Source organism: Arthrobacter sp. StoSoilB20, assembly GCF_019977295.1.
Lineage (GTDB): Bacteria > Actinomycetota > Actinomycetes > Actinomycetales > Micrococcaceae > Arthrobacter > Arthrobacter nicotinovorans_A.
This window is the reverse complement of sequence record NZ_AP024651.1, coordinates 2,346,660-2,369,316: the sequence shown is the minus strand read 5'-3', so window position 1 is coordinate 2,369,316 and position 22,657 is coordinate 2,346,660. Positions and strand designations below refer to the sequence as shown.

Annotated in this window: 19 protein-coding genes; 7 read left to right on the top strand and 12 right to left on the bottom strand. The window is 62.7% G+C overall.

All coding sequences use genetic code 11. The features are described 5' to 3' along the window. Positions 1-147: 147 nt before the first annotated feature. Positions 148-927 carry a type 1 glutamine amidotransferase domain-containing protein gene (locus LDN85_RS10645; RefSeq protein ID WP_223945378.1) on the top strand — a complete coding sequence of 260 codons (780 nt, stop codon included), beginning with the start codon at positions 148-150 and terminating at the stop codon, positions 925-927. On the opposite strand, the gene LDN85_RS10640 is transcribed toward LDN85_RS10645, so the two are convergent. Further along, positions 928-1,866 (bottom strand): LysR family transcriptional regulator, encoded by a 939-nt coding sequence (locus LDN85_RS10640; RefSeq protein WP_026540541.1) that lies wholly within the window; start codon positions 1,864-1,866, stop codon positions 928-930. A gap of 228 nt (positions 1,867-2,094) precedes the next feature. Between LDN85_RS10640 and LDN85_RS10635 the strand changes: the two genes are divergently transcribed. Both LDN85_RS10635 and LDN85_RS10630 read left to right on the top strand, forming a co-directional pair. Beyond that, positions 2,095-3,213: a PrpF domain-containing protein gene (locus LDN85_RS10635; protein ID WP_223945377.1), complete on the top strand. Its 1,119-nt coding sequence runs from the start codon at positions 2,095-2,097 to the stop codon at positions 3,211-3,213. 12 nt (positions 3,214-3,225) lie between these two features. Continuing rightward, positions 3,226-4,671: an SLC13 family permease gene (locus LDN85_RS10630; RefSeq protein WP_091551687.1), complete on the top strand. Its 1,446-nt coding sequence runs from the start codon at positions 3,226-3,228 to the stop codon at positions 4,669-4,671. Positions 4,672-4,863: 192 nt separating this feature from the next. Here LDN85_RS10630 and LDN85_RS10625 read toward each other — a convergent pair whose 3' ends face one another. The 9 genes from LDN85_RS10625 to LDN85_RS21925 form a co-directional block, all read right to left on the bottom strand. Further along, positions 4,864-6,288, bottom strand: a complete 1,425-nt coding sequence (locus tag LDN85_RS10625; protein ID WP_223945376.1) for a glycoside hydrolase family 32 protein — start codon at positions 6,286-6,288, stop codon at positions 4,864-4,866. A 161-nt stretch (positions 6,289-6,449) separates the two neighbouring features. Further along, positions 6,450-8,000, bottom strand: coding sequence for a glycoside hydrolase family 32 protein (locus LDN85_RS10620; protein ID WP_026540537.1), 1,551 nt, complete (start codon positions 7,998-8,000; stop codon positions 6,450-6,452). Next, positions 7,997-9,076 carry an ATP-binding cassette domain-containing protein gene (locus tag LDN85_RS10615; protein ID WP_223945456.1) on the bottom strand — a complete coding sequence of 360 codons (1,080 nt, stop codon included), beginning with the start codon at positions 9,074-9,076 and terminating at the stop codon, positions 7,997-7,999. Before LDN85_RS10615 ends, LDN85_RS10620 begins: the two co-directional genes overlap by 4 nt. Before the next feature lie 11 nt (positions 9,077-9,087). Further along, entirely contained in the window at positions 9,088-10,050 is a 963-nt protein-coding gene (locus LDN85_RS10610; protein WP_026540535.1) for an ABC transporter ATP-binding protein, read from the bottom strand. Then, positions 10,047-10,985, bottom strand: coding sequence for an ABC transporter permease (locus tag LDN85_RS10605; RefSeq protein ID WP_223945375.1), 939 nt, complete (start codon positions 10,983-10,985; stop codon positions 10,047-10,049). The genes LDN85_RS10610 and LDN85_RS10605 overlap by 4 nt, the downstream gene beginning before the upstream one ends. A gap of 10 nt (positions 10,986-10,995) precedes the next feature. Next, positions 10,996-11,973, bottom strand: a complete 978-nt coding sequence (locus tag LDN85_RS10600) for an ABC transporter permease (protein WP_026540533.1) — start codon at positions 11,971-11,973, stop codon at positions 10,996-10,998. A 242-nt stretch (positions 11,974-12,215) separates the two neighbouring features. Beyond that, complete coding sequence (locus tag LDN85_RS10595; protein WP_026540532.1) at positions 12,216-13,889, bottom strand: ABC transporter substrate-binding protein; 1,674 nt, start codon at positions 13,887-13,889, stop codon at positions 12,216-12,218. A gap of 80 nt (positions 13,890-13,969) precedes the next feature. Beyond that, on the bottom strand, positions 13,970-15,040 hold the full coding sequence (locus tag LDN85_RS10590) for a LacI family DNA-binding transcriptional regulator (protein ID WP_026540531.1): 1,071 nt from the start codon (positions 15,038-15,040) through the stop codon (positions 13,970-13,972). Between the two features lie 166 nt (positions 15,041-15,206). Continuing rightward, complete coding sequence (locus tag LDN85_RS21925) at positions 15,207-15,335, bottom strand: hypothetical protein (RefSeq protein WP_263422089.1); 129 nt, start codon at positions 15,333-15,335, stop codon at positions 15,207-15,209. Between the two features lie 207 nt (positions 15,336-15,542). Here LDN85_RS21925 and LDN85_RS10585 point away from each other — a divergent pair, with 207 nt between their 5' ends. Further along, positions 15,543-16,571, top strand: coding sequence for a DUF808 domain-containing protein (locus LDN85_RS10585; protein WP_026540530.1), 1,029 nt, complete (start codon positions 15,543-15,545; stop codon positions 16,569-16,571). Positions 16,572-16,577: 6 nt separating this feature from the next. Here the strand turns inward: LDN85_RS10585 and LDN85_RS10580 are convergent, their stop codons facing one another. Further along, positions 16,578-17,612, bottom strand: a complete 1,035-nt coding sequence (locus LDN85_RS10580; RefSeq protein ID WP_223945374.1) for an AAA family ATPase — start codon at positions 17,610-17,612, stop codon at positions 16,578-16,580. Positions 17,613-17,710: 98 nt separating this feature from the next. Beyond that, positions 17,711-18,400, bottom strand: coding sequence for an ANTAR domain-containing protein (locus LDN85_RS10575; protein ID WP_337588005.1), 690 nt, complete (start codon positions 18,398-18,400; stop codon positions 17,711-17,713). 373 nt (positions 18,401-18,773) lie between these two features. On the opposite strand from LDN85_RS10575, the gene LDN85_RS10570 reads away from it, so the two are divergent. Genes LDN85_RS10570 through LDN85_RS10560 form a run of 3 tightly spaced genes read left to right on the top strand, consistent with a single transcriptional unit; the run spans position 18,774 to position 22,655 of the window. After that, positions 18,774-19,820, top strand: coding sequence for a homoserine dehydrogenase (locus tag LDN85_RS10570; RefSeq protein ID WP_026540527.1), 1,047 nt, complete (start codon positions 18,774-18,776; stop codon positions 19,818-19,820). Further along, positions 19,813-21,240, top strand: a complete 1,428-nt coding sequence (locus LDN85_RS10565) for an aldehyde dehydrogenase family protein (RefSeq protein WP_081733281.1) — start codon at positions 19,813-19,815, stop codon at positions 21,238-21,240. Before LDN85_RS10570 ends, LDN85_RS10565 begins: the two co-directional genes overlap by 8 nt. A gap of 38 nt (positions 21,241-21,278) precedes the next feature. Beyond that, the gene (locus tag LDN85_RS10560) at positions 21,279-22,655 is read left to right on the top strand and encodes an aspartate ammonia-lyase (RefSeq protein WP_238324869.1); all 1,377 of its coding nucleotides are present in this window, start codon (positions 21,279-21,281) and stop codon (positions 22,653-22,655) included. Positions 22,656-22,657 lie beyond the last annotated feature (2 nt).

Here is a 22,657-nt window from a genome sequence, read left to right as displayed (position 1 = left end):
AGCATGCGACAACACCAGGGCCGACCTCAAGATGCCCTCACGAGGCCCCGGCGCCTGCCAAAGCCGGCCAGAGTCTGAAGCCAAGGGCCCAAGAAAGGGCCGAAAAGCGGTGGGCGTAGGGTGGAAGGTGGACGAAAGGAGCACTTCATGAAGAAAATCCTCATGGTAGTAACCAGCGTTTCCGAGCTCGGCGACACGGGAGAGAAAACCGGCTACAACGTGGCCGAAGCCGCCCACCCCTGGAAGGTCTTCAAAGATTCAGGCCACTTCGTCGATTTTGCGTCCATCAAAGGAGGCCAGCCTCCACGCGATGAAGTGGACGAAAACGATCCCATCCAGGTTGCCTTCACCCAGGACGAGACAACGCGCGCAGGGCTGTACAACACCGCCCGCGTCGACGTCGTCGATCCCGCCCAATACGATGCCATCTACCTCGTGGGTGGCCACGGCACCATGTGGGACTTCCCCGACAGCGAAGGCCTGCAGAATCTGGTGGCCGGCATTTACAACGCCGGCGGCCTGGTGGGTGCCGTATGCCACGGGCCGGCCGGACTGGTGAACGTAGAACTGGACAACGGATTCCGGCTGGTCGAGGGCCGCGACGTGGCAGCGTTTACCAATGACGAAGAAGTGGCTGCAGGCAAAGACAAGGTCATTCCCTTCTTCCTTGCAGACCGGCTTGAGGAACAGGGGGCGCGCCACGTCTCCGCGGGGGTCTTTGAGGAGAAGGTGGCGGTTGACGGCCGCCTTGTCACGGGCCAGAATCCTGCCTCGGCGGCCGGCGTGGCCAAAGAAATGGAAAAACTCTTTGCCGAAGTCATCCACCAGGAAAAGGCCGAAGAGCAGCACGAGGCAGAAGCAGTGCGTGCTGGGAAGGACGCCGAAAAGTCCGCAAGGAAGCAGGCCGGTTCTGACGCCGGCCATTGACTAGAGGTAGTCATGCCCCCGCGCCCGCGCTATTTCCACGAGCGTCGAGTGGAAAGCCACTTCCGCGGGGGCATACACCTTGTCCTGGCGCTGGGCCAGGAGTACCCGACGCAAGGGCGCATCGGGGCCAAGGCTGAGGACGCGGACATCGGGGTGCTGCAAGGCCACCGCCGTTTTGGGCACCATCGCCACCCCCATACCCACGCTGACCATGGCCTGCGCCTCCTGGTAATCGTTCGCCAAAAAGCCGATGTTCGGCTCAAAGCCGGCAACATGTGCTGAACGTTGAAGCACTTCAACCACCGGATGCGCTTCCGCGCGGACTATCCATGACTCCTTCCGGAGTTCTCCCATCTCCACTTGCTCCCGGTCGGCCAAGGGGTGTCCCTTGGCCACCAAAATCACTGTGCTCTCCTGGAAGACCTCGGTGATGCGGATGGATTCATCGTTGAACCGGTTCCAGGGGTAGTCCCACAGCAAACACAATCCCGTCACTCCTGACTGAAGGTCCGAGACCAACTCGTCAAAGCGTGCGCTGCGCACGGAGAGGCCAATGGCCGGGTACCGCTTCTTGAATGCCCTGATGACCAGGGGCAGAAATGATCCCGCGAGTGTGGGAAAGGTACCAATGGTCAGCGAACCGCGGTTCAAGCCTGCGATTTGGTCCAGGTCGGACCGGGCCGCCCGCATCTGGCCCACAATTTTCCGGGCATGCCCTGCGAGTATCTGGCCTGCCTCGGTGGGAACAACGCCGCGCGAACGTCGGTTCAGCAACGGCTGGCCGACCTCTTGCTCAAGCTTGCGCAGTTGCTGTGAAACGGCCGAGGGAGTGTAGAGCATGGTATCGGCTGCAGCAGTAATGGATCCCTGCTCGACGACTTCCACCAGCAACGCGAGCCTTCTGATGTCGAATAATTCCGGGGTGTCGTCGTTAAGCATGCCTTCACACTCCTGTTTTAACCGTTCATTCACTGCATTTACTCGGCATAGAGCAGCCATTCCGCGGACCGCATCGCCCAGAGACAGGCACGCTTTCCTCCGCTAGACACTTTAGCCGCAATGAATGAAGCAAGGCTACAACCCCCTCTAGATATCCAACATTGTCTTCATTTGTGATCCGGATCATCCTCGTAACAGGAACAACATCAACGAGATGCAGGGAACACCATGAAGATAGAAGCGGAATGGATGCGCGGAGGTACCAGTAAGTGCTGGGTCTTTGAAACTGCGCATCTGGAACAAACCGGCACCGACGTCAACGAGCTGCTTCCCAGGCTCTTCGGAAGCCCGGACTCCCGCCAGATCGACGGCGTTGGTGGGGCCACTTCCACCACCAGCAAAGCGATGATCCTCAGCCGGCCCGAGGACGAAGACGTGGATGTCGAATTCACCTTCGCGCAGGTAGGCATCGAAGAGGCAGCCGTGGACTGGGGCAGCAACTGTGGCAACTGCTCCGCAGTTGTGGGCCTGTACGCCATCGAAAAGGGCTGGGTGTCGCCCGACGGCGATTCCACCCGCATCGTCACCCGCAACACCAACACGGGCCAGATCATCATCCAGCGGGTTTCCACCCCCAATGGCGCCCTGCCGATCGTTCCGGATGCGGAAATGCCCGGCGTCGTTTTTCCCGGTTACAGGGTGGGCCTCGGCTTCTTTGATCCGGCAGGAAAAACCACCGGGAAGCTCCTTCCTACCGGCGCGCCGACGGACGTCATCCTCGCAGGAGGCACGCGGTGGACCGTATCAATGGTCGACGCCGGTGCGCCAGTTGTCATGGTCCGCGCAGAAGAGTTGGGACTGGACACTTCGCGCTATGACACCTGGGGCGCAGGGGTGGAACTGCAACTGGACACCTTGGACGTTATCCGACGCCAGGCGGCGGTCCGTATGGGTTTGGCAACGAGCCCCTCCCAGGCGGCGCGGGCCGTTCCCAAGCTTGCGATCGTGGCCGCACCCAGCAGCAACGACCCCGTAGGTGACGTCAACGTCATGATGCTTTCCATGGGCAAGCCACATCCGGCACTGGCCATCACGGGCAGCATCGCTTTGACATTGGCCGCCCGCACCCCAGGAACGGTGCTGAACGGGATCACGGGCACCGTTTCTTACCCCACCCTGAAACTCCGGACGCCGGCCGGCGTGATCGAGACCTGGACCGAGCAACGCGACGGTTCACTCCTGGTGGGCGTCGACCGGACTGCCCGCACCATCGCCACCAGCATCATTCACCTCCCGGAGACTCTCGGCAGTGCCGTCGAAGCCTCGCTTGCATCAGCCACTCAATGAGGAGAAACCATCATGGCTAAGACTACGTACCAACCAGCTCCCAAAGTCGAGAGCGAAATCCGGGACCGGAGTTCCAGCAGTCCCAACCGCCGCCGCCGTATCCTGCTTCTAACGGTTGCCGCTTCCGTGATCCTGGGCTTGGTCGCCATCCTGTTCGGGGGTGCCATCTTCAACCCGGCGGCTACCCCGGAATCGGAGCCGACCATGACTGCCACCCAGATCATCCCGCTGGTCATCCTGGTGGTGATGTTCGTCGTCGCCACCAAGTGGCCGCTGAACATTGGCGTGATGGGGCTGGTGGCCTCCTTCGGTGTCGGCTACTTCATGCTGGGCATGACCGATAAGGAGATCCTGGCCGATTTCCCGTCAAACATCGTCATCACCATCATTGGCGTCACGTACTTCTTCAGCATGGCCCAGAGGAACGGGACCATCGACATCATCGTCCAGAACTGCGTCCGTGCGGTTCGAGGCAAAACGTTGCTTTTGCCATGGGTATTCTTCCTGCTGGCAGCATCACTGACCGCCCTGGGCACGTTCTCCCCCGCAGCCGTCGCCCTGCTGGCGCCTGCAGCCATTGGACTGGCCTACGAATCACGGATCCACCCAGTCCTGATGGGCGCCTTCATCATCAATGGGGCCCATGCCGGAGGGTTCTCCCCCTTGTCCGTGGCAGGCGTACTGGTCCATGACATTGCCGTGAAGAACGGCTTCCCGATCTCCCAAGGTGCCCTTTTCGGCGCGAGCTTCGCGCTGAACCTCATCCTCTCGGTCCTCACCGTGGTGCTGTTCGCCCTCCTGGGCAAACTTCGCGACGGCGCCGCGGGCCAGCATGCCGACCTCGAGGCACGCAGCACCCGGCCCCACGGCCAGCAGATCCTCACCCTGGGCCTGATCGCGGCAATGCTTGTGTGCGCCTTGGGCTTCCACATGCCCATCGGCTTCGTCGCCCTCTCTGCCGGACTCCTCCTGGCCCTGGTCAACATCAAGGAGCACCAGACGTTCATCGGCGGAGTTTCATGGTCAACGGTGCTGCTGGTCGCCGGCATGATCACCTACGTGTCCTTGCTGCAGCACGTCGGCGTCATCGACACGCTGGCCGAGCAAGCCCTGGCGCTCGGAGCCCCGCTGCTCATTGCCCTTGTTCTCTGCTACGTAATCGGAGTCGGCTCGGCCTTCGCCTCCTCAACTGCCCTGCTGACCGCATTTATCCCGCTGGCCGGGCCGTTGCTTGCGACCAGTTCACTCAGCGCGTCAGGCACCGTGGCTGCCCTGGCCATCGCCGCAACCGTCGTTGACGTCTCTCCCTTCTCCACCGACGGAGCGTTGGTTGTGGCCAATGCCCGCGAAGACGATCGCCAGCGCGTGTATAAGCAACTGATGATGTACGCCGGCGGCGTAGTCCTGGTGGCACCCGCCCTGGCTTGGGCCCTGCTGGTTCCCACCGGAATCATGTAGTCCAGGACCTCATGGACTGCCGAAGAAGAGTTCGGCATGCGTAGGGGACGGCACCTGCACACCATCGCAACAGGAAGCCCGAACCGCGGGCGCAGGAAACGCACCCTACGCAGCAAAGGGCAGGGCCACCAGGAAGGTGGTCCTGCCCTTTGTCGTTGGACGCTGGCCAGCCGTCACCGGCTCAGCATCGGTCTATGGGGTGACCTTGAGCTCCCGGAGGGTCAGGTTCCGGAACGTGGCCGATCCTTCATGGGCATAAAGGCGGATACCGTCATCGCCTTCAAGGGGAAATACCCGATGTGAATGGACCACGCGCCCGTCACCGACGAACATTTCCACGCTGGTGCGATCCACCAGGATGCGCAGCGCAAGACTGCCCACGGCAGGGTCCACCAGGGTTTGGGTTTCGCCGGCCGTGGGGTTGATCGTGGGGCGGCGGTTGACGTAGGCGAAGGGACCACCCAGGAAGGCGCCCGCGGCGACGTGCCTGCCGCCACCTGGTGCCCTGCATACTTCGAATCCAAGGTTGGCAGGCGGCGAGGCCGGGTCCCACACCACCTCACAGCTGAGGTCGACGGCCAGGGACCGGACCTCCAGGTCGTGGGTGCCGGCCACCACCACGTCACCGAGTCGATGCTCGCGCCTGACATGGTCACCCACGGCAGAGGTCGGCGCGGAGGCGAGGTAGTAGACGTTGCCTCCACGCTTGAGCCGGATGTCGCGGACGATCATGTCATCGCCGTTGTAGCCATCGGTGGCAAGCGTTGGCGTGTTGTGGGGGTAGTCCCAGAAATTTGCCCAGCCGATCGCCCTGCGCAGGGTTGGATCCTCCGCGCCCGAGGAATCGTGGTGTGGGTAGGTAACCGCGCCATAGAAGTCGAAACCATAGTCGAGCCATTCGGGTTCGGGCCGGTCCGGGGTGAACGAATTGCCGTCAAAAGCTCCGGTCCAATAGGCGTACGTTGCGGGCAGTCCGCGGCCCTTGCCGTTCGCGCTGGTGCCAAGAACCCAATGGGAGGTGCCGTCGTCGGCTGTCATCCTGAAAATATCCGGACACTCAAGCAGCCCCAGGTCCTCACGCACAAATTCGCCAACGCGTGTCCAGGACCGCAGGTCCTTTGATGCGTAAAAGCCGAGTTTCCGGCCCTCGGCGTTCGCCATGAACCACCGGCCCCGGTCCCCGTCCCAGATCACTTTGGGATCACGGAAATCATGTACGCCGGGGTTGGGCAGTACCGGCGCTTGACCTCCCGGGGTGAAAGAGCGGCCCCTGTCCGTGGAGTACCAAAGGTACTGCGCTTGCCGTCCTTCCGGTGCCTGGGTAACCAGGGCTATGACAGCACCCGCCCCGTAACCGGCAGTGTTCTTCTCATCCACCACCAGGGAACCGGACCAGCAGTCACCATTGCCGTTGCTGAACTTCGGTATCGCCACACCCTGGTCCCGGAATGAGACATGGTCCGTGGTGGTTGCCCGGCGCCAGGACGTACCCCCACCGCCGTTGATGTAATCGGCGTTGTACAGGTAGTAGTAGTGGTACTCGCCGTCCAGGTAGATGGGCCGCTGGGGATCGTTCTTCCAGTTGTCCGGCACGCTGAAATGATAGCCGGGACGCATTCGCGATCTTCCTTTCGACGGCGGGACATCTGCCGATCCAGGTCCGCCGGGCCCGGCCTGCGCGGTGGAAACCGACAATGCAATTGAACCGCCCAATGCGGCCGCGCCGGCTCCTGTGAGAAGTCCGCGGCGGGAGAGGCTCGAGGATTTTTCCATGGATGTCACTTCCCTTCCGGCAAAAGGCTGCGGGTGCCTTCGAAGATCCCGGCCATGGACCAGGCATCAAAGGAAATCAACCGCACCGAACCTTCGCTGGCAGCCAGGCTCACCTTCCCGCCACCGAGGGTGGGGTAGATCCGGGCAGTGAGCGGCTTGCCGTTGGCGAAAATTTCGACGGCGGACCGGTCCACCAGCACGCGCAGGCGGACACGGCCTTCCGCCATGGGCAGGGGTCCGGACTTGTCCTCCACATCCACCAACGGGTCCAGGCTGCTACGGGTGCGGTCAAGGCGGAGGGTGCCGTCCAGCGTTTCATCAGCCGGGCGGTCCAGCACGATCACCGTCTCCTCGGCGCCGTCCGGGGACGCGAGGATTCCCAGCCTCAGCTCCCCTCCTGGCGCGAGTTGCAGCTCCAGTTCAAGGTCCAGTTGGTTCCCTGACACACCCGTATCCAACGGCGTTCCATGCCCCACCAGCACCTGGGCCGGCACGCTGGCGTGGTTCTTGCGCAGCTTGTCGATTTCGGGGACCGGCGCGAACTCCAGGGTTCCGTCCTGCCCCACGGTGGTGACCCGGGGCAGGCTCATCACTCCGGACCAGCCGGCCTCAACCATGGCTGCGTCGCTTCGCCCTTCCTGCATCCAGCCGAACATGATCCGCCGGCCCGCCTCATCCTGGAATGACTGGGGCGCGTAGAAGAACCGCCCTCCGTAGTCCAGCCGGTGCAGTGCCTCGGGCTCGAAGGCATCCCCGGCGTAGCGGCCGGTCCAGTACAGCGGGTGGCGGGTTTCGCCGTCGTCCCAGGCTGAAAAGACCAGCACATCTGGCGAGTTGCCGGCAGGTGCCGAACCCAGCGATCCCGTCCCTGCACGGAAGAGGTCTACGCATTCCCACATGGTCCCGGTCCAGTCCGTGTCCGATGGATCACCTTGGGAAGCATCGCCGATGACCAACGGTCCCACATAGTTCCAGGACCGGAGATCCTCTGATTCATACAAAAACGCCGTGCCGCCGCGGTGCCGGATTCCCGAACCCACCAGTTGACGCCACACAGAGCCCTCCCGCCACACACAGTGATCGCGGTAGGCGGTGATGTCCACCCCAACGGGCGGTGCGGCAATGACGGGGTTTTGGGGATCTTTGGTCCAGCTCATCAGGTCCGCGGAACCTACAGCGACGCAGGGCAGCTCCCTGTCGTTGGACCGTCCGGAGTACACCAGGGTGGGCGTACCGCCGTCGTTGACCAACACCCCGGACCAGCAACCTTCAGCGTCCGGTCCCGCGGAGGGCTCCAAGGCAACAGGTTGGTCCTCCCAACTGACCAGGTCGGTGCTGGTGGCGTGCCCCCACTGGATCCGGTGGTGGAAGGCACCCTCAGGGTTGTACTGGTAAAAGAGGTGGTAGGTGCCGTCCCACTGGCTGACGCCATTGGGATCGTTAAGCCAACCGGCCGGGGAGACAAAGTGGAAGCGCGGCCTGAGGGGATCGGCTTCAGCGCGGGCCACCAGTTCCTCCTGCGGAACGGTGGCGAACGGGTGGGTCAATTCAGTCATGCTGAGGCCTCTTCTTGAATGGTCGACGTCGGGTGGCTGGGTTGGGCCGGTTCACCCGCCAGTGCATGGCCACCGGCAGCTGCCCACGGGCGGTAGAGGTGGCAGCGCACCCAGTGCTGGTTTTCGGGGTCCCCCACTTGATGGCGGACGGGCTCGTTGGCGGAGCAGGCCTGGTTCGGGTCACCATCGAAGGCGCAATGGGCTGAGGCCATGACCGCCTGCCGCAGGGCCGCCCTGCGGACGGGATCGTACGAGCCTGCCCGCGCCGGGTCCGGAACGGCTGAAACCAGCAGCTGCGTGTATGGATGCGCAGGGTTTGCCAGCAGGTCCAGCGATTCGCCTTCCTCCACCAGTTCACCGGCGAACATGACTGCTGTCCGGTCAGCCAGGTAGCGGGCCGATGCCAGGTCATGGGTGATGTAAAGCATGGAGATGCCTTGCTCGTCCCGGAGCTTGCGCATGAGGTTGAGCACGCCGATCCTGACGGAAACATCGAGCATTGAGGTGGGCTCATCGGCCAGGATGACCTGAGGTTCGACGGCCAGTGCCCGGGCAATTGCCACACGTTGGCGCTGACCACCGGAGAGCTCGTGCGGGTAGGAGTTCAACATGTCCGCCTCGAGGCCAACAGTTGTCATGAGTCCCTCAAGCCGCCGCCGGGCCTCGTCACCGGATTTACCGGCCTTGCCGTGGATCGCCAGCGAACGCTGCAGGAAGTGCTCGATCCTGTGGGCAGGGTTCAAGGAACCGAAAGGGTCCTGGAAGACCATCTGGAGCTGGGACCGAAACGCCCGTGACGCCTGGAACCTGTCCCGCTTCAGGACATCGACGCCGTCGATGAGGATTTCGCCTGCGGTTGGCTTCTCGAGCCTTGCCACACAGCGGGCCAAAGTGCTCTTGCCCGAACCTGACTCCCCCACCAGCGCCACGATTTCACCGCGGCCAAGGGTCAAGTCGACGCCGTGCAAAGCGCGTACAGAGTCACGGGAGAACAGGCCGCCCACCGGGAACGACTTTCCCAGGCCGCGGATTTCCAAGGCAGGGCTGCCGGTCAGGGTCTCCGGCCGCGGGGTCATGACAGAGTGGCTCACAGCGCGACTCCTTCCAGGTTGGCGGGTTCGATCACTGGCGTGCCGGCACCGAAGGGGGCCACAAAATGGCCGGGGGCGGCCTCGGTGAGGTCCGGGATGTTGCGGAACTTCACGCCGTCGGGCAGTCCGGTCAGTGGAACCCGTGGTCCGGTGAGCGGCGGGAACGCACCCATCAGGGCTTGTGTGTAGGGGTGGCGGGGATTGGCGTAGACATCCTGGGCCTTGGCGGTCTCCACGATCCTGCCGCCGTACATGACGGCCATGCGGTGCGAGAGTTCCACCATGAGGGACATATCGTGCGTGATGAACAGGACGGAGAAACCCAGCTCCCGCTGCAGTTCCTTGATTTGGGCCATGATCTCCTGCTGGACCACCACGTCAAGTGCTGTGGTGGGTTCATCCAGGATCAACAGCGATGGTTTGAGTGCAACCGCCATGGCAATGACGGCACGTTGGCGCATGCCACCGGAGAGCTGGTGCGGATAGGACTTGAGCCGCGCGGGGTCGATCCTGACCAACTCCAGCAACCCGGCGGCACGCCGCATCGATTCCTTCCGCGAGTAGCCGGCGTGGGTGGTGAAAATGTCCACGATCTGTTCGCCGATGGTCAGGACCGGGTTGAGCGAGTTCATGGCCGATTGGAAGACCATGGCCACGTCCTGCCAGCGGAAGCGCCGCAGCTCCTCCTGGCTCATGGCCAGGACGTCCTTGCCACCGAAGGAAATGCTGCCGCCGGCAATCTTGGCCGGGTCCTTCAAGAGCCTCATGATCGAGTTGGCGATGGTGGACTTTCCGCACCCTGATTCTCCGGCGAGGCCGAATACCTCACCGGTGCCGATGCTGAAGGAAACACGGTCGACGGCGGTGGTGGACCTGGTATCGCCGATGTACTTGACCGTGAGGTCCTTGACCTCAAGGACGGGTTCGTGGGAGCCGAAGGAAACCTGGGAAATGGTCACTTGGCGGCGCTCCTTTCGGCGGTGCCGGCTGACGTCTTGGGGGTCTTGATCTTTCGCAGGCGCGGGTTGGTAACCTCATCGACGGCGTAGTTGATGAGGGCGAGGGCGAAGGCAACCAGGGCAATGCACACGCCGGAGGGTACAAAGACCCACCAACTGCCGGTGAGCAGCGCGCCTTCATTGCCGGCCCAGAAAAGGTTGTTGCCCCACGAGACCGTGCTGACATCGCCCAGGCCCAGGAATTCCAGGCCCGCTTGGGCTCCGATTCCGTAGATGACGCATGCCAGCAGGGTGCCCATGACGATCGAGGCCATGTTGGGCAGGATTTCGCGGAACATGATCCGGCCTGCCCGTTCGCCGGAGACTACGGCTGCGGCCACGAAGTCCTTGGATCGGATGGAGAGGGCCTGGGAGCGCAGGACGCGTGCCGAACCGGCCCATCCGGTGACCACCAGAACCAGAATCACGGTGCCCAGGCCCGGCGGAAGGAACGCGGCCAGGATGACCAGCAGCGGCAGGCCGGGCAGGAGCAGGAAGACGTTGGTCACCAGGGACAGTGCCTCGTCGATGAATTTGCCGAAGTAAGCCGAGGCAAGTCCGACCAGGATGCCGATGAAGGTCGATGCCAGGCCCACGGTCAGTCCCACGAACAGGGAACTGCGGGAACCGTGGACGGTCAGCGCGAGCACGTCCTGTCCCTTGGCGGTGGTCCCCAGCCAGTGCTCGGCCGATGGTTCCAGTGATGCCATCGCGGTGATCCTCGAGGGGTCTCCCGGGAACAGCACCGGCGCCAGCAAGGCCAAGGCTATGAAGATAAGCATCACGGCCATGCCTGTCAGTGCTTTCTTGTTGCTGATGAGGCCGTGGATGAAGCTGCGGTTGGGCTTGCGGACAGCCGGTGTGGTGGTTGGCTGCTTCAAAAGTGCGGTTGTCATGGTCAGTCCTCTAGTTGCTGCGCACGCGCGGGTCGAGGCGGACGTAGAGGATGTCCACCAGGAAGTTGGCAAGCAGCACAGCGGCGGTGATGGTCAGGAACAAGCCCTGCATGAGCGGATAGTCAAGGCCCTGGACGGCGTTGAGCAGCTGGTAGCCGACACCGGGGTAGGCGAAAACCACCTCTGTGAGCAGCGCACCACCCACCACAAACCCCAGCCCCATGCCGAAGCTGGTCACTGAAGGCAGCATGGCGTTGCGTGCTGCGTAGCGGAGCATGATTCGTCCCGGACGGAGTCCCTTGGCCTCGGCCATGGTGATGTAGTCCTCGGAGTTCGTGGCAATCATGGTGTTCCGCATGCCCAGCATCCAGCCGCCAATGGAAACCAGCACGATCGTCAACGCCGGCAGCACAAGGTGGGCACCGACGTCGCCAATGAACTCCCAAGTGAAAGCAGGTTCCAAACCGTCAGTGAAGGCATGACGGATCGGGAACCACCCCAGCACCACCCCGAACAGGTACAGCGCACCCATGGCCAGCCAGAAATACGGGAAGGAGCCGATGAAAACCAGCAATGGAGGAAGCGCCGAGTCGATCGCGCCGCCGCGCCGCCAAGCAGCGAGGATCCCCAACAGGTTGCCCACGACGGCGGCAATCACCAGCGCGGTGCCGCCCAGCAACAGCGTCCATCCGATCTGCGAGGAGATGACCTCGGTAACCGGCGTGGGGAAACGGGAAATGGAAACACCCATCTGCCCGGTGAAGATGTTCTGCATGTAGTTGATGTATTGCTCCCAAATGGGCCGGTCATCAACACCCAGCAGCTTTCGCAGGGCCTCGATTTGTTCGGGCTGCATTCGGTCCTGGGAGCGGGCAAACATGCGGGACACGGGGTCTCCGGGCATGAACCGCGGAAGCAGGAAATTCAGGGTGATGGATGCCCAGAAGGCGATCAGGTAGAAACCCAGGCGGCGCAGGATGAAGCGCACGGTTTCCCTCCATTCGGGAATTGCGGAAAGTGCGGAAAGAAAGGGGGCACGCCCGGCGGGTTGGCCGGTTAGCGGCCAACCCGCCGGGCGTGCAATGCCAGGCCGTAGATGACCCGGTGGCAGGGGCCCACGCCGCCCGGGTTCCCTGGCCGAAGCGCAGCGAGGTGAGGGCGGCGGTGGATGGGCCCACGCCGCCCGGGTTCCCTGGCCGAAGCGCAGCGAGGTGAGGGCGGCGGTGGGGACTACTTGCGCGGTTCCAGCGTGGTCAAAACCAGGACCGTGGTGGGCGACTTCACTGAGAGGGTGGCGTAGGGGTTCTCTTCGGTGGGCCATCCGGTGAAGCGGGTGTCGTTGAAGGCGCCCCATTCAGGGCCGGAGAACAGCGGCACCAGCGGTGCGACGTCGTTGTACTCTTCCTGCAGCTTGTTGGCGAGGTCCTTTTGCTTGGACTCGTCGGCCTCTGCGGCGAAGTCGGCAAGGAGGACGTCGGCCTTGGGATCGCCAAAGCGGTGGTAGTTATCGAACGTCTTGGTGCCTACCGGCTTCACACTGGCGGTGCCCATGGAAGTGTTGAAGTACTTGTACGGGCTGGGGTCGTTCGCGCTCCAGACAATGCCCGAGTCGAAGTCTCCTGTCTCATAGCCGGCAACCACTGCCGCCCAGTCCGGGGATTCCACCTTGGCCGTCACGCCAACTTCGGCCAGGTTCTGTGCGATGACATTGGCTACGGAGAGCCAGTCCGAGGACGTTGCGCCCACGGAGATCTTGAATTCGAACGGCTTGCCGTCCTTCAGAGTGCGCTTCCCGTCAGCACCCTTGGGGTAACCCGCTTTGTCCAGGAGCTCGTTGGCCTTCTGGACGTCATGGTTGGTCCACGTGCAGCTGTCCTTGACTGCGGGGTTCTTCCACTTCTCATAGTTGCCGGAGAGTCCGGTGCAGTCCGCCGGCTTGGCGTAGCCACTCATGCCGATCTTGGTGACCTGGTCACGGTCCACGGCCATGCTCAGTGCTTTGCGGACATCAACGTCGTTGAACGGAGCTTTGGTGGTGTTCAGCTGCCAGTTGATCATGGCGCCGGTAGCCGGGAACCAGTACTGGCGGTGTTCCTTGTCCTTGGAAACGAAGGTCTTTTCTATGTTCGGGATGTACTGCGGAGCCCAGTCCACATCTCCGTTGGCAGCGGCGAGGTTGGCGCCGTCGTTGCCTGCGAAAGCAAGCATCTTGATGCCTGCGATCTTCTGCTTTTCCGGCTGCCAGTAGTGGGGGTTCTTCGTCAGCACGAAGGACTGGGCCTGGAAGCTGTCAATCTCGGTGTAAGGTCCCGTGCCTACCGGCTTGGCGTTCGCGTCCTTTTCGGGGTCCGGCAACGCGGACCAGATGTGCTTGGGCAAGATGGTGAGCTGACCGACGTCGTACAGGGCAGGCGACCATGGCTTGTTGAAGTTGAAGGTGACCTTGTTGCCTTCAGCCGTGACAGTGTCCAGATAGTCGAAGCCGCCCTTGATCTTCTTCTGGAGTTCGAAGGTATAGGCAACATCGTCGGCCACGAAAGGCTGGCCGTCGGACCACTTCACGCCGTCCCGGAGTGTAAAGGTGATGGACTTGCCGTCCTCTGCTGCGGCCCATTCAGTGGCGAGCCACGGCACTGTATCGCCCTTGGCCGGGTTGAAAACCAGGAGGGATTCGTAAATGGACTGCTGAACCATGGGATTCACGGTGGGAGCGAACGGGTTGAAGTTCTGCACGAACGTGCCCATGTCCTCCCGCGGAATGGTGAGGAAGGCACTGGCGTTCGCTCCGGCGTCGGAGGTGCTGGTCTTGGTGACGTTGGCGGTGCAGCCGGTGAGCAGCATTGCGCCCACGGCAAGGCTTGCCGCCGTCATCCGGGCAGCCCGGAAGTATCGGGGTTGTGTCATGATGGTTATCTCTTTCCTGTCTTCATCGTCCAAGGTGAAGGGGTGGGTGAGGGGTTGGCTCTTCGGCGTTGATTTCGCGGTCAGACCGAAGAGCGTTCTAGCAGCGGACAGTCGACCAATTGCTGGTCGGCGTTGATCGGCTGTCCTGCTGTAAGAGCGGCGAGCGTCTGGACACCCAGGGCGCCCATTTTTTCGAAGGGCAACGCAACCGTGGTCAATTTCGGCCTCAGGTAGGCCGCAATAAGTTCCTGGTTGTCGAAGCCGATCACGGCGATGTCCCCGGGGATGGTCAGGCCCCGTTCCTTGATGGCGTCATAAGCACCCATCGCCATACGGTCGTTCAAGCAGAACAGCGCCGTAGGCCTGTCCTGTGGCGGATAGTGGTCAAGGATTTGGCAGGCGGCGTCATAGCCACCGTCCGCCGTTGCATAGCCGGACACCACCAACTCGGGGTCCAACTCCAGTCCGGCGGTGGCGAGTGCTTCGCGTGCACCCTCCAAACGCCCAACTGCCGCGGGAATCACGGGGTCAAGATTGATGACCCCGATCTTCTCGTGACCAGCTTGCAGCAAACGTTCTACGGCCGCCCGGCCACCCCCGCGCTCGTCCGGGACGATTGAGGGCAGCTTTCCGTCGGCGTCGAAACAGTTGATCAGTACGGTTGGTACTTCATTGGCGCTCTCCGGAACATGGACGCCCCGGTGGAAAGTGGCTGCGTACAGAAGCCCCTCCACTCTTTGTTCCAACAGCTTCTCAGTGGCGGCATCTTCCAAGCCCTGGTTGGGTCCTACGGCATCGGCCTGGTCGGAGGGCGCGATGAGCAGGAACCGGCGGTCAAGCCAGGCTTGGTCCTGGGCACCTTTGATGATGTCGACGGCGAAGGGCGCGGTGACGATCTCCGTCACGATTCCGTACCAGTCACTGCGCTGTGATGCCAGCGCCCGGGCACCGGCATTGGGGCGGTAGCCCAACTCCTGCACGGCGTGGTTGATGCGGTTGCGTGTTTCCTCGGAGATGCTGGCGTTTTCGCGGTTGCTCAGCACAAAGGAAACAGCAGTTCTGGAAACGCCGGCATGGTTGGCGACGTCCTTCATGGTGACCCCACGCTGCCGTATGGCTGCGGGGTCGCCAGGGGTGGTGCTTTTCGCCATCGAATGCTCCGGTGTCTTCGCTGATCTGGATGTTCGCCCCGGACCTTCGTTGTCTGGGAAGCCTGGCGTAAAGCGTCGTTGGTAACGCGCGTTACTTGCCGGGCATGTGACTTAGGTTACCCGCGTTACTTCGAGTCTGTCAACACCCCTTTAGGGCTTCGGTGCGTCAGCTTCCGCGGGGCTTGTCCTTGGCTGCTTTGCTTGCCTCTTTGTCCGCGGTGTCGTGCACCTTTTTAGGCATCTTGCCCTCAACGTCAGCGGGTACGGGCGGGTCTTTTTCTTCATCGGAAGTCATGGGGACAGCATAGGCGGACTCGGTTAGTGACGTCCGTCATGAACAAACCGTGCCAGAGTTGATTTTGGATTCCGATCTGCAGGCCAAGGCGCGTCACGGCCACTCCCCGATCCGCCGGCCACCGTATACTCCGAGCATGCCTTTCATGCTCCTCGTACCAGTTGTCCACACCCAGCCATCCGTTCCTGACCTGGACGGAGCAGCCCTGTGAGCGGCGGTCTCGTCGCCCTGCTCGATGACGTAGCTGCCTTGGCCCGCATTGCGGCCGCCTCCGTGGACGACATCGCAGCCGGAGCAGCCAAGGCCGGAGCCAAAGCCGCCGGTGTCGTCATCGACGACGCCGCAGTTACCCCGCAGTACGTGTCCGGGGCGGATCCGTCCCGCGAACTTCCCATGATCAAAAAGATCTTCTGGGGCTCACTGCGCAACAAACTGGTCATCATCCTGCCGGCCCTGCTACTGGTAAGTGCGTTTATCCCCGGAATCATTCCGTTCATCCTCATGCTGGGTGGCACCTACCTCTGCTACGAGGGCGCCGAAAAGGTCTGGCACAAACTCCGCGGGCATGCTGACGCCGAAAAGGCGCCTGCTGTGCAGCGGGGCCCTGAAGCCGAGGCGAAGGTGACCAAGGGGGCCATTACCACCGACTTCATCCTGTCCTGCGAAATCATGGTGATCGCCATGAACGAGGTCGCCACGGAATCACTCTGGGTCCGGGCGTTCATCCTGGTGGTGGTCGCTATCGCCATCACAGTCCTTGTCTATGGCGCAGTGGGACTCATCGTCAAGATGGACGACATCGGACTGCACCTGACCACCAAAAACTCCCAGGGCTCCCAGCGTTTCGGCCGGCTTCTGGTCAAGGGGATGCCCGCTGTCCTGGCCACGATCACCTTGGTGGGAACCATCGCCATGCTGTGGGTCGGCGGCCACATTATGTTGCAGGGTGCCCACGACCTCGGCTGGCATGGACCGTACGACCTCGTCCATGTCCTCGAATCGCCCTTCACCGGAATCCCTGTTGTGGGCGGCTTCCTTGCCTGGCTGGTAAACACGGTGTGCTCGGCTGTCTTGGGCGCGATCTGGGGTCTGCTCGTCATGGTGATCGTGCACCCGCTGCTCAAGGTTCTTCCGCTGGGGAAAAAGGGCAAGGAAGAGCACGAGGAAGGCGATCTGCGCGCCGCGATCTCCGGACATCAGCCCGCACAAGACCACGCCCAGGAGGAGCGGGCCTGATTCCGGTCAGGCCAGCCAGCGCCACCAGCGCGATTGCGGCGGTTGCGGCGGAATTTCGGGCTCCGGCTCTTGACCCAGGGCCAGCGCTGCCTCGACGACGTCGTCCCCGGTAAGGGTCACCACCGCCTCGCGATCGAGGGCGTCGAGGCTTTGCCCTTCATCCAGGGAGAGCCTCAGCGCCTGGCGATTGAGCGCTTGCTCAAACAAGGTGCGTGCAAACCGGGCGTTGCCGGAGTCTTCGCCTGCGTGGAGGCCCGCGAGGATACGGCGCAGCACCTGATCTCCTCCAGGTTCCAGCGTGTATTGGTGCTGGGCCAGCATTTGGTGGAATATCGTCTCGAGTTCGTCCACGGAGTAGTCCGGAAAGGTGATTTCGCGGGCGAACCTGGAGCGCAAGCCGGGATTGGAGAGCAGGAAGGATTCCATCAGCCGGGGGTACCCGGCCACGATCACCACCAAGCGGTGGCGGTGGTCCTCCATCCGCTTAAGCAGGACTTCAATGGCTTCGGGCCCGAAGTCCATCCGGCCGTCCTCCGGGGCCAGCGCGTAGGCCTCATCGATGAACAGGACGCCGTCCAGCGCACGCCGGATCACCCTGTCCGTCTTGATGGCAGTGGCCCCGACATACTGGCCCATAAGGCCCGAGCGGTCCACCTCGACCAAGTGGCCCTTCTGCAGCAAGCCCACCGCGCGGTACATCTCCGCCAGCAGCCGCGCCACGGTGGTCTTCCCGGTGCCCGGGTTTCCAAGGAAGACAAGATGCTGGGACGTGGCAACTTCCGGCAGGCCGTGCGCCTTGCGACGGGCCTGGACCTGGAGCAGTGCCACCAGCGCCCTGACCTGTTCTTTCACGGACTCAAGTCCCACCAAAGCGTCGAGCTCGGCCTGGACTTCGGACAACGGTCGGGCCGGACCGGAGCGCGCACCGACCAGATCGCCCATCAGGTCATCGACGCGTTCTGAACCCGTCAGCTTGAGTTGATTGGCCAGATGGCCGATGGTTTCCCTCAGCTCATCCAACGGATTGCGGCTAGCAGCCATGCATCCACTGTAATACCGGATCCACCCCAAGGACCTGGGTTGCATGGACAGGAAAATGCTGATGTCCACCGGCGGCGAAATGGTCAGCGCGCAGTGCCCTAGTCCTCGAAGTGGGCAGCGACATTCTGTTCGCCGGATATCGAGGCAACAATGACCGCCGCAACGTCATGGATTTTGATGTTCCGGTGACTGGAGGTTTCAGCGATGACCCTGAATGCCGATTCCCGGCTGCAGTGGTTCTGTGCCATGACGATTCCCACGGCGTTGTCAATGGCCGTCCGGTACTGCATGGCCGAGGCCAGGTCATCGCGGGCGTGCTTGAGATGGGCGATCCTCAAAGCCAGCCTCAGCGAAACAGCCCCGTGTTCGGCGAAAGCTCCAGCAGCCAGGATCCGGGGCTCGGAAAATCCCTCGGTGGCATCACAGTAAAGGTTCATTACGGCTTCAGCTTCACCGGCGAGTTCCAGGGCAACAGCCAAGATGGATCCCGTGCCTTCCTCCCTCACTGCCTCCATGTACTGGGGCCAGCGGGTCTCGGCGCTGGTGTCAGGGACGTACATGACAGTTCTCTCCCGCAGCGCAGTCAGGCATGGCCCGTCCCCAAAACTGTTCTGAAGTGTGTCCAAGCGATTGGCCCGTTCATCGCTGCTGGCCGCGACAACCCCTCTTTTCCGCCTGACCACGGTAACGCCGCACCTGACCTTGGTTGCAGGGGTTGAAAACCTGGACGCTGCCAGGGCGGAAAAATTGCAAAGAAACTCCCCCACGTCTGGGCTGTCCAACACCATGTCCTGCAGGGTGCAACCAAGATCAGGGCCCCGCTCAGGAATGACGGTGGTGACGTTTTGGGCCTTCGTCTGCTGAAGTTTGCTCATAGCTCTGGAACCCTCCGGCTGATTGCAATGACACTATTGTGGCCGCTTTTCGCCGGTTCCCGAAGGGGTGGCTGGTTTCCTTCTTTCCGGGGCGGGGGGTGACTCCACTTCTACGCCGGCAACTGGCGGTCGCTGGCACTTTTGTGGAGTCAATACATGGAAACTGACCGGAATGTCGCCGATTGGGCATATCGGCATCCTTGACGGGCAATTCGGACATAGGTAACTGACGCCGTCCGGACGGAGGCTTGGAGGACAGCATCACCGCCCTACAAAGGAGATCGAAGTGACTACTTACAACCTGGCCCTGATCGGTTTCGGAGGCGTCAACCGCGCCCTGGCTGAACTGATCCGCGACGAACCGCGCCGCTTCGCTTCCCTCGGGTTCGAGCTCCGGGTCGTAGCCATCACTGACCTTGCCTTTGGCTCCCTCGTCCAAGGCGATGGCATCGACCTTGCCGCCGTTCTGGCCATGCCCCGTGGAGCTTCCTTTGACGGGCTCCCCGGCGGCAGCTCCGACCCCCGCAACGAGGAAGTCATCAAGAACAGCCCTGCCGACATCATCGTGGAGGCCACCTTCACCAGCCCGGTCGACGGCGAACCGGCAGTTTCGCATGTGAAGTGGGCCATCGAGTCCGGCAAACACGTCGTCACCACCAACAAGGGACCTGTGGCACTCCGAGGCCCTGAGCTGAGCAGGCTTGCTGCAAGCAACGGTGTCCGCTTCGAGTATGAAGGCGCGGTCATGAGCGGCACGCCCGTGATCCGGCTGGCACACAAGATGCTCGAAGGCCTTGAGGTGACTGCAGTCCAGGGAATCCTGAACGGTACCAGCAACTACGTGTTGGGCCGCATGGAGGCCGGCTTGGGACTGGACGAGGCCATCGCCGAAGCCCAGGACCTCGGCTACGCCGAAGCGGACCCGACCGCTGACATTGGCGGCTCGGACGTCAGGCTCAAGGTAGCCATCCTGGCCAACGAACTTCTCGGCGCCACCATTTTGCCCGGCGATGTGGACACCACCGGCATCCAGGATGTCAGCAGCGAGGACGTCGCCCACGCCCTGGCCAGCGGCCTCCGTTGGAAACTGATCGGCGAAGCCCGCCGCGGGAGCGATGGCAGCCTCACTGCTTCCGTCCGGCCCATCGCCCTCCCGGCAGATCACCCGCTGGCCGGCATTTCAGGTGCCACCAATGCCGTCTCGTTCACCACCGACCTCCTCGGTGCTGTCACCGTTTCCGGCCCAGGTGCCGGTCGCGTCGAAACTGCCTACGCCCTCATCTCGGACATCATCGCCGTCGACGAATTCACCAAAGGAGCCGTCCGTGCCTGAAACAGCAGTCGCCGAAACAACGAACGAAGCCACCACCGCTGTGACAACCCGGGAACTGGTGGTGCACAACAAGTTTGACGGCACCGTCCTGGCCACCTTGGACCAGTGCTCCGACGCTGACGTCCGCGTAGAACTTATCCGCGCGGCTGCGGCCGCTCCGGCAGCAGCCGCCATGCCCCGGCATGAGCGCGGCAGGATCCTGGACACCGCCGCCGATCTCCTGCAGGAGCGATCCCAAAAAGTCGCGGAACTGATCGTCGCCGAAGCCGGTAAGACCATCAAGCAGGCCCGCAAAGAAGTCTCCCGCGCAGTGAACACGCTCAAACTCTCAGCGGCGGAAACCCGCCGCAATGTCGGAGAAGTAGTCCCGTTTGACTCCTTCGCCGGTTCTGAAAACCGGCAGGGATGGTTCACCCGCGAACCACTGGGACTCATCGCCGCGATCACGCCGTACAACGACGCCTTGAACCTGGTAGCGCACAAGCTCGGACCGGCGATTGCCGGCGGCAACACCGTCATCCTCAAGCCCTCGCAACTGACACCCTTGACGGCCATCCTCCTGGTGGACCTGCTCCGCGAGGCCGGCCTGCCCGCAGAGTTCGTGACCGTGGTTCTGGGCGATCGCACGATGGCCCAAACCATCATCTCCTCCAAACTGGTCCGCATGGTCTCCTTCACCGGCGGCTTCGCCACCGGGCACGCCATTGCGGCGAACGCCGGCCTCAAGCGCCTGTCCATGGAGCTTGGCGGCAACGCACCCGTCATCGTCTTCGACGACGCCGACCTTCCTGCCGCCGTCGAATCCTGCGTTTCGGGTTCCTTCTGGGCTGCAGGGCAAAACTGCATCGGCGCCCAGCGGCTCCTTGTCCAACGCCCCGTATTTGATGCCTTCGTGCAGGACTTCGTCGCCCAAACCGCGGCGCTGAAGACCGGCGATCCCCGCAACGAACTCACCGACGTAGGACCCATGATCAGCAAAGCCTCCGCCGCCGAAGCCAAACGCAAGATCGAAGACGCCGTGGCCGCCGGGGCCCAGCTGCTGACCGGAGGCGATCTGGCCGGAGCTGTATTGACGCCTGCCGTACTGACCGGGGTGCCCCGCAGCTGTGAGGCGTGGAGCGAGGAACTGTTCGCACCGGTGGTTTTGGTGGAGCCCTTCGATACCGCCGAGGAAGCCATCGAGCTGGCCAACGACAGCGAATACGCCCTGCAAGCCGGGGTCTTCACCCAGGATCTGAGCCGGGCCCTGGCCACCGCCAAGGCGATCGACGCAGGTGGCGTGATGATCAACGACTCCTCCGACTACCGCCACGACGCCATGCCGTTCGGTGGTTCCAAGTACGGCAGCATGGGCCGCGAAGGCGTTCACTTCGCTTACGAGGAAATGACCCAACCCAAAGTCATCGCGATCGCCTCATGAACGTCGGGATAAGAATCGAACACGACAGCCTCGGTTCCATGGCTGTCCCGGAATCGGCGTTATGGGGAATCCACACCGAACGCGCCATCCTCAACTTCCCCATCAGCGGCATCCAACTCGGGACCCACCGGCACCTCATCCGGGCCCTGGCGCTTGTGAAAAAGGCTGCTGCGCTGACCAACACCGAGCTCGGCTTGATCCCGACGGACATCGGGGAGGCAATCGTTGCAGTCTGCGACACGGTTGCCTCGGGCGAGGTCGACCACGCTTTCCCCGTGGACGTCATCCAAGGCGGTGCCGGAACATCCACCAACATGAATGCCAACGAGGTCATCGCCAACCTCGCCTTGGAAGCCCTGGGCCATCCACGTGGCTCCTACGAGCTAGTGGACCCGATCGGGCATGTCAACAAGTGCCAGTCCACCAATGACGTCTATCCGACGGCGGTCCGCTTGGCCCTGGTGTTCGGGCTGGAGGACTTGTTGGAACGTCTTGACCTGCTTTCGGCAGCGTTTGCCGAACGGGGCCAGGCCTTCGCCGCCATCCCGAAGGTGGGTCGCACGCAACTCCAGGATGCGGTGCCGATGACCCTTGGCCAGGAGTTCACCGCCTTCTCCGTCACGCTGGAGGAAGACCAAAAGCGCCTCCGGGAAGCGGCTGGACTCCTGCTCGAGTGCAGCCTGGGGGCCACTGCCATAGGGACCGGAATCACTGCTGATCCGCTGTATGTTGAGCGCGTCATCGACCAGCTCTCGGCGGTGAGTGGAGTGCAGTTGGTCCGGGCCCATGACTTCGTCGAAGCAACGTGGGACACCGGCGCCTTCATGACGTTCTCCGGAACGCTCAAACGCACCGCCATCAAACTCTCCAAAATCTGCAGCGACCTGCGTCTGCTTTCCAGCGGACCGCAAACGGGCTTGGGCGAAATCCGGTTGCCCCCACGCCAGGCAGGTTCCTCGATCATGCCCGGCAAGGTCAACCCGGTGATCCCGGAGGTGGTCAACCAGATTGCCTTCTTCGTGGCCGGGGCCGACCTCACCGTCACCATGGCTGCCGACAACGGGCAGCTTCAGCTCAACGCCTTCGAACCTGTCATCGCCCACGCCCTGCTGCAATCACTAAGTTGGCTGACCAACGGCACAGACGTACTGCGGGACCTCTGCGTCGAGGGCATTGAGGCAAACGAGGCTCTGCTGCGCTCCCGGTCAAGGGCCTCCACGGCACAGGCCACAGCACTGCTCCCGCTGCTGGGCTACGCCGTGGCAGCGGCGATCTCCCATAAGGCCCTCGCTTCAGGGCAAAGTGTTCTGGACATCGCCGTCAGCGAAGGCCTGCTCCTGCCTGAACAAGTCGAGGCGCTGGTGGGACCCCAAAGCGGCGACACAGGGCAGCCCACCCCAGGCACCCCAGGATAGGG

What these genes read in the sequence shown, in the direction of transcription:
- LDN85_RS10645 (WP_223945378.1), top strand. Translation starts at nt 148, where the DNA reads ATGAAGAAAATCCTCATGGTAGTAACCAGCGTTTCCGAGCTCGGCGAC.
- LDN85_RS10640 (WP_026540541.1), bottom strand. Translation starts at nt 1,866, where the DNA reads ATGCTTAACGACGACACCCCGGAATTATTCGACATCAGAAGGCTCGCG.
- LDN85_RS10635 (WP_223945377.1), top strand. Translation starts at nt 2,095, where the DNA reads ATGAAGATAGAAGCGGAATGGATGCGCGGAGGTACCAGTAAGTGCTGG.
- LDN85_RS10630 (WP_091551687.1), top strand. Translation starts at nt 3,226, where the DNA reads ATGGCTAAGACTACGTACCAACCAGCTCCCAAAGTCGAGAGCGAAATC.
- LDN85_RS10625 (WP_223945376.1), bottom strand. Translation starts at nt 6,288, where the DNA reads ATGCGTCCCGGCTATCATTTCAGCGTGCCGGACAACTGGAAGAACGAT.
- LDN85_RS10620 (WP_026540537.1), bottom strand. Translation starts at nt 8,000, where the DNA reads ATGACTGAATTGACCCACCCGTTCGCCACCGTTCCGCAGGAGGAACTG.
- LDN85_RS10615 (WP_223945456.1), bottom strand. Translation starts at nt 9,076, where the DNA reads ATGACCCCGCGGCCGGAGACCCTGACCGGCAGCCCTGCCTTGGAAATC.
- LDN85_RS10605 (WP_223945375.1), bottom strand. Translation starts at nt 10,985, where the DNA reads ATGACAACCGCACTTTTGAAGCAGCCAACCACCACACCGGCTGTCCGC.
- LDN85_RS10595 (WP_026540532.1), bottom strand. Translation starts at nt 13,889, where the DNA reads ATGACACAACCCCGATACTTCCGGGCTGCCCGGATGACGGCGGCAAGC.
- LDN85_RS10590 (WP_026540531.1), bottom strand. Translation starts at nt 15,040, where the DNA reads ATGGCGAAAAGCACCACCCCTGGCGACCCCGCAGCCATACGGCAGCGT.
- LDN85_RS21925 (WP_263422089.1), bottom strand. Translation starts at nt 15,335, where the DNA reads ATGACTTCCGATGAAGAAAAAGACCCGCCCGTACCCGCTGACGTTGAG.
- LDN85_RS10580 (WP_223945374.1), bottom strand. Translation starts at nt 17,612, where the DNA reads ATGGCTGCTAGCCGCAATCCGTTGGATGAGCTGAGGGAAACCATCGGC.
- LDN85_RS10575 (WP_337588005.1), bottom strand. Translation starts at nt 18,400, where the DNA reads ATGGTGTTGGACAGCCCAGACGTGGGGGAGTTTCTTTGCAATTTTTCC.
- LDN85_RS10560 (WP_238324869.1), top strand. Translation starts at nt 21,279, where the DNA reads ATGGCTGTCCCGGAATCGGCGTTATGGGGAATCCACACCGAACGCGCC.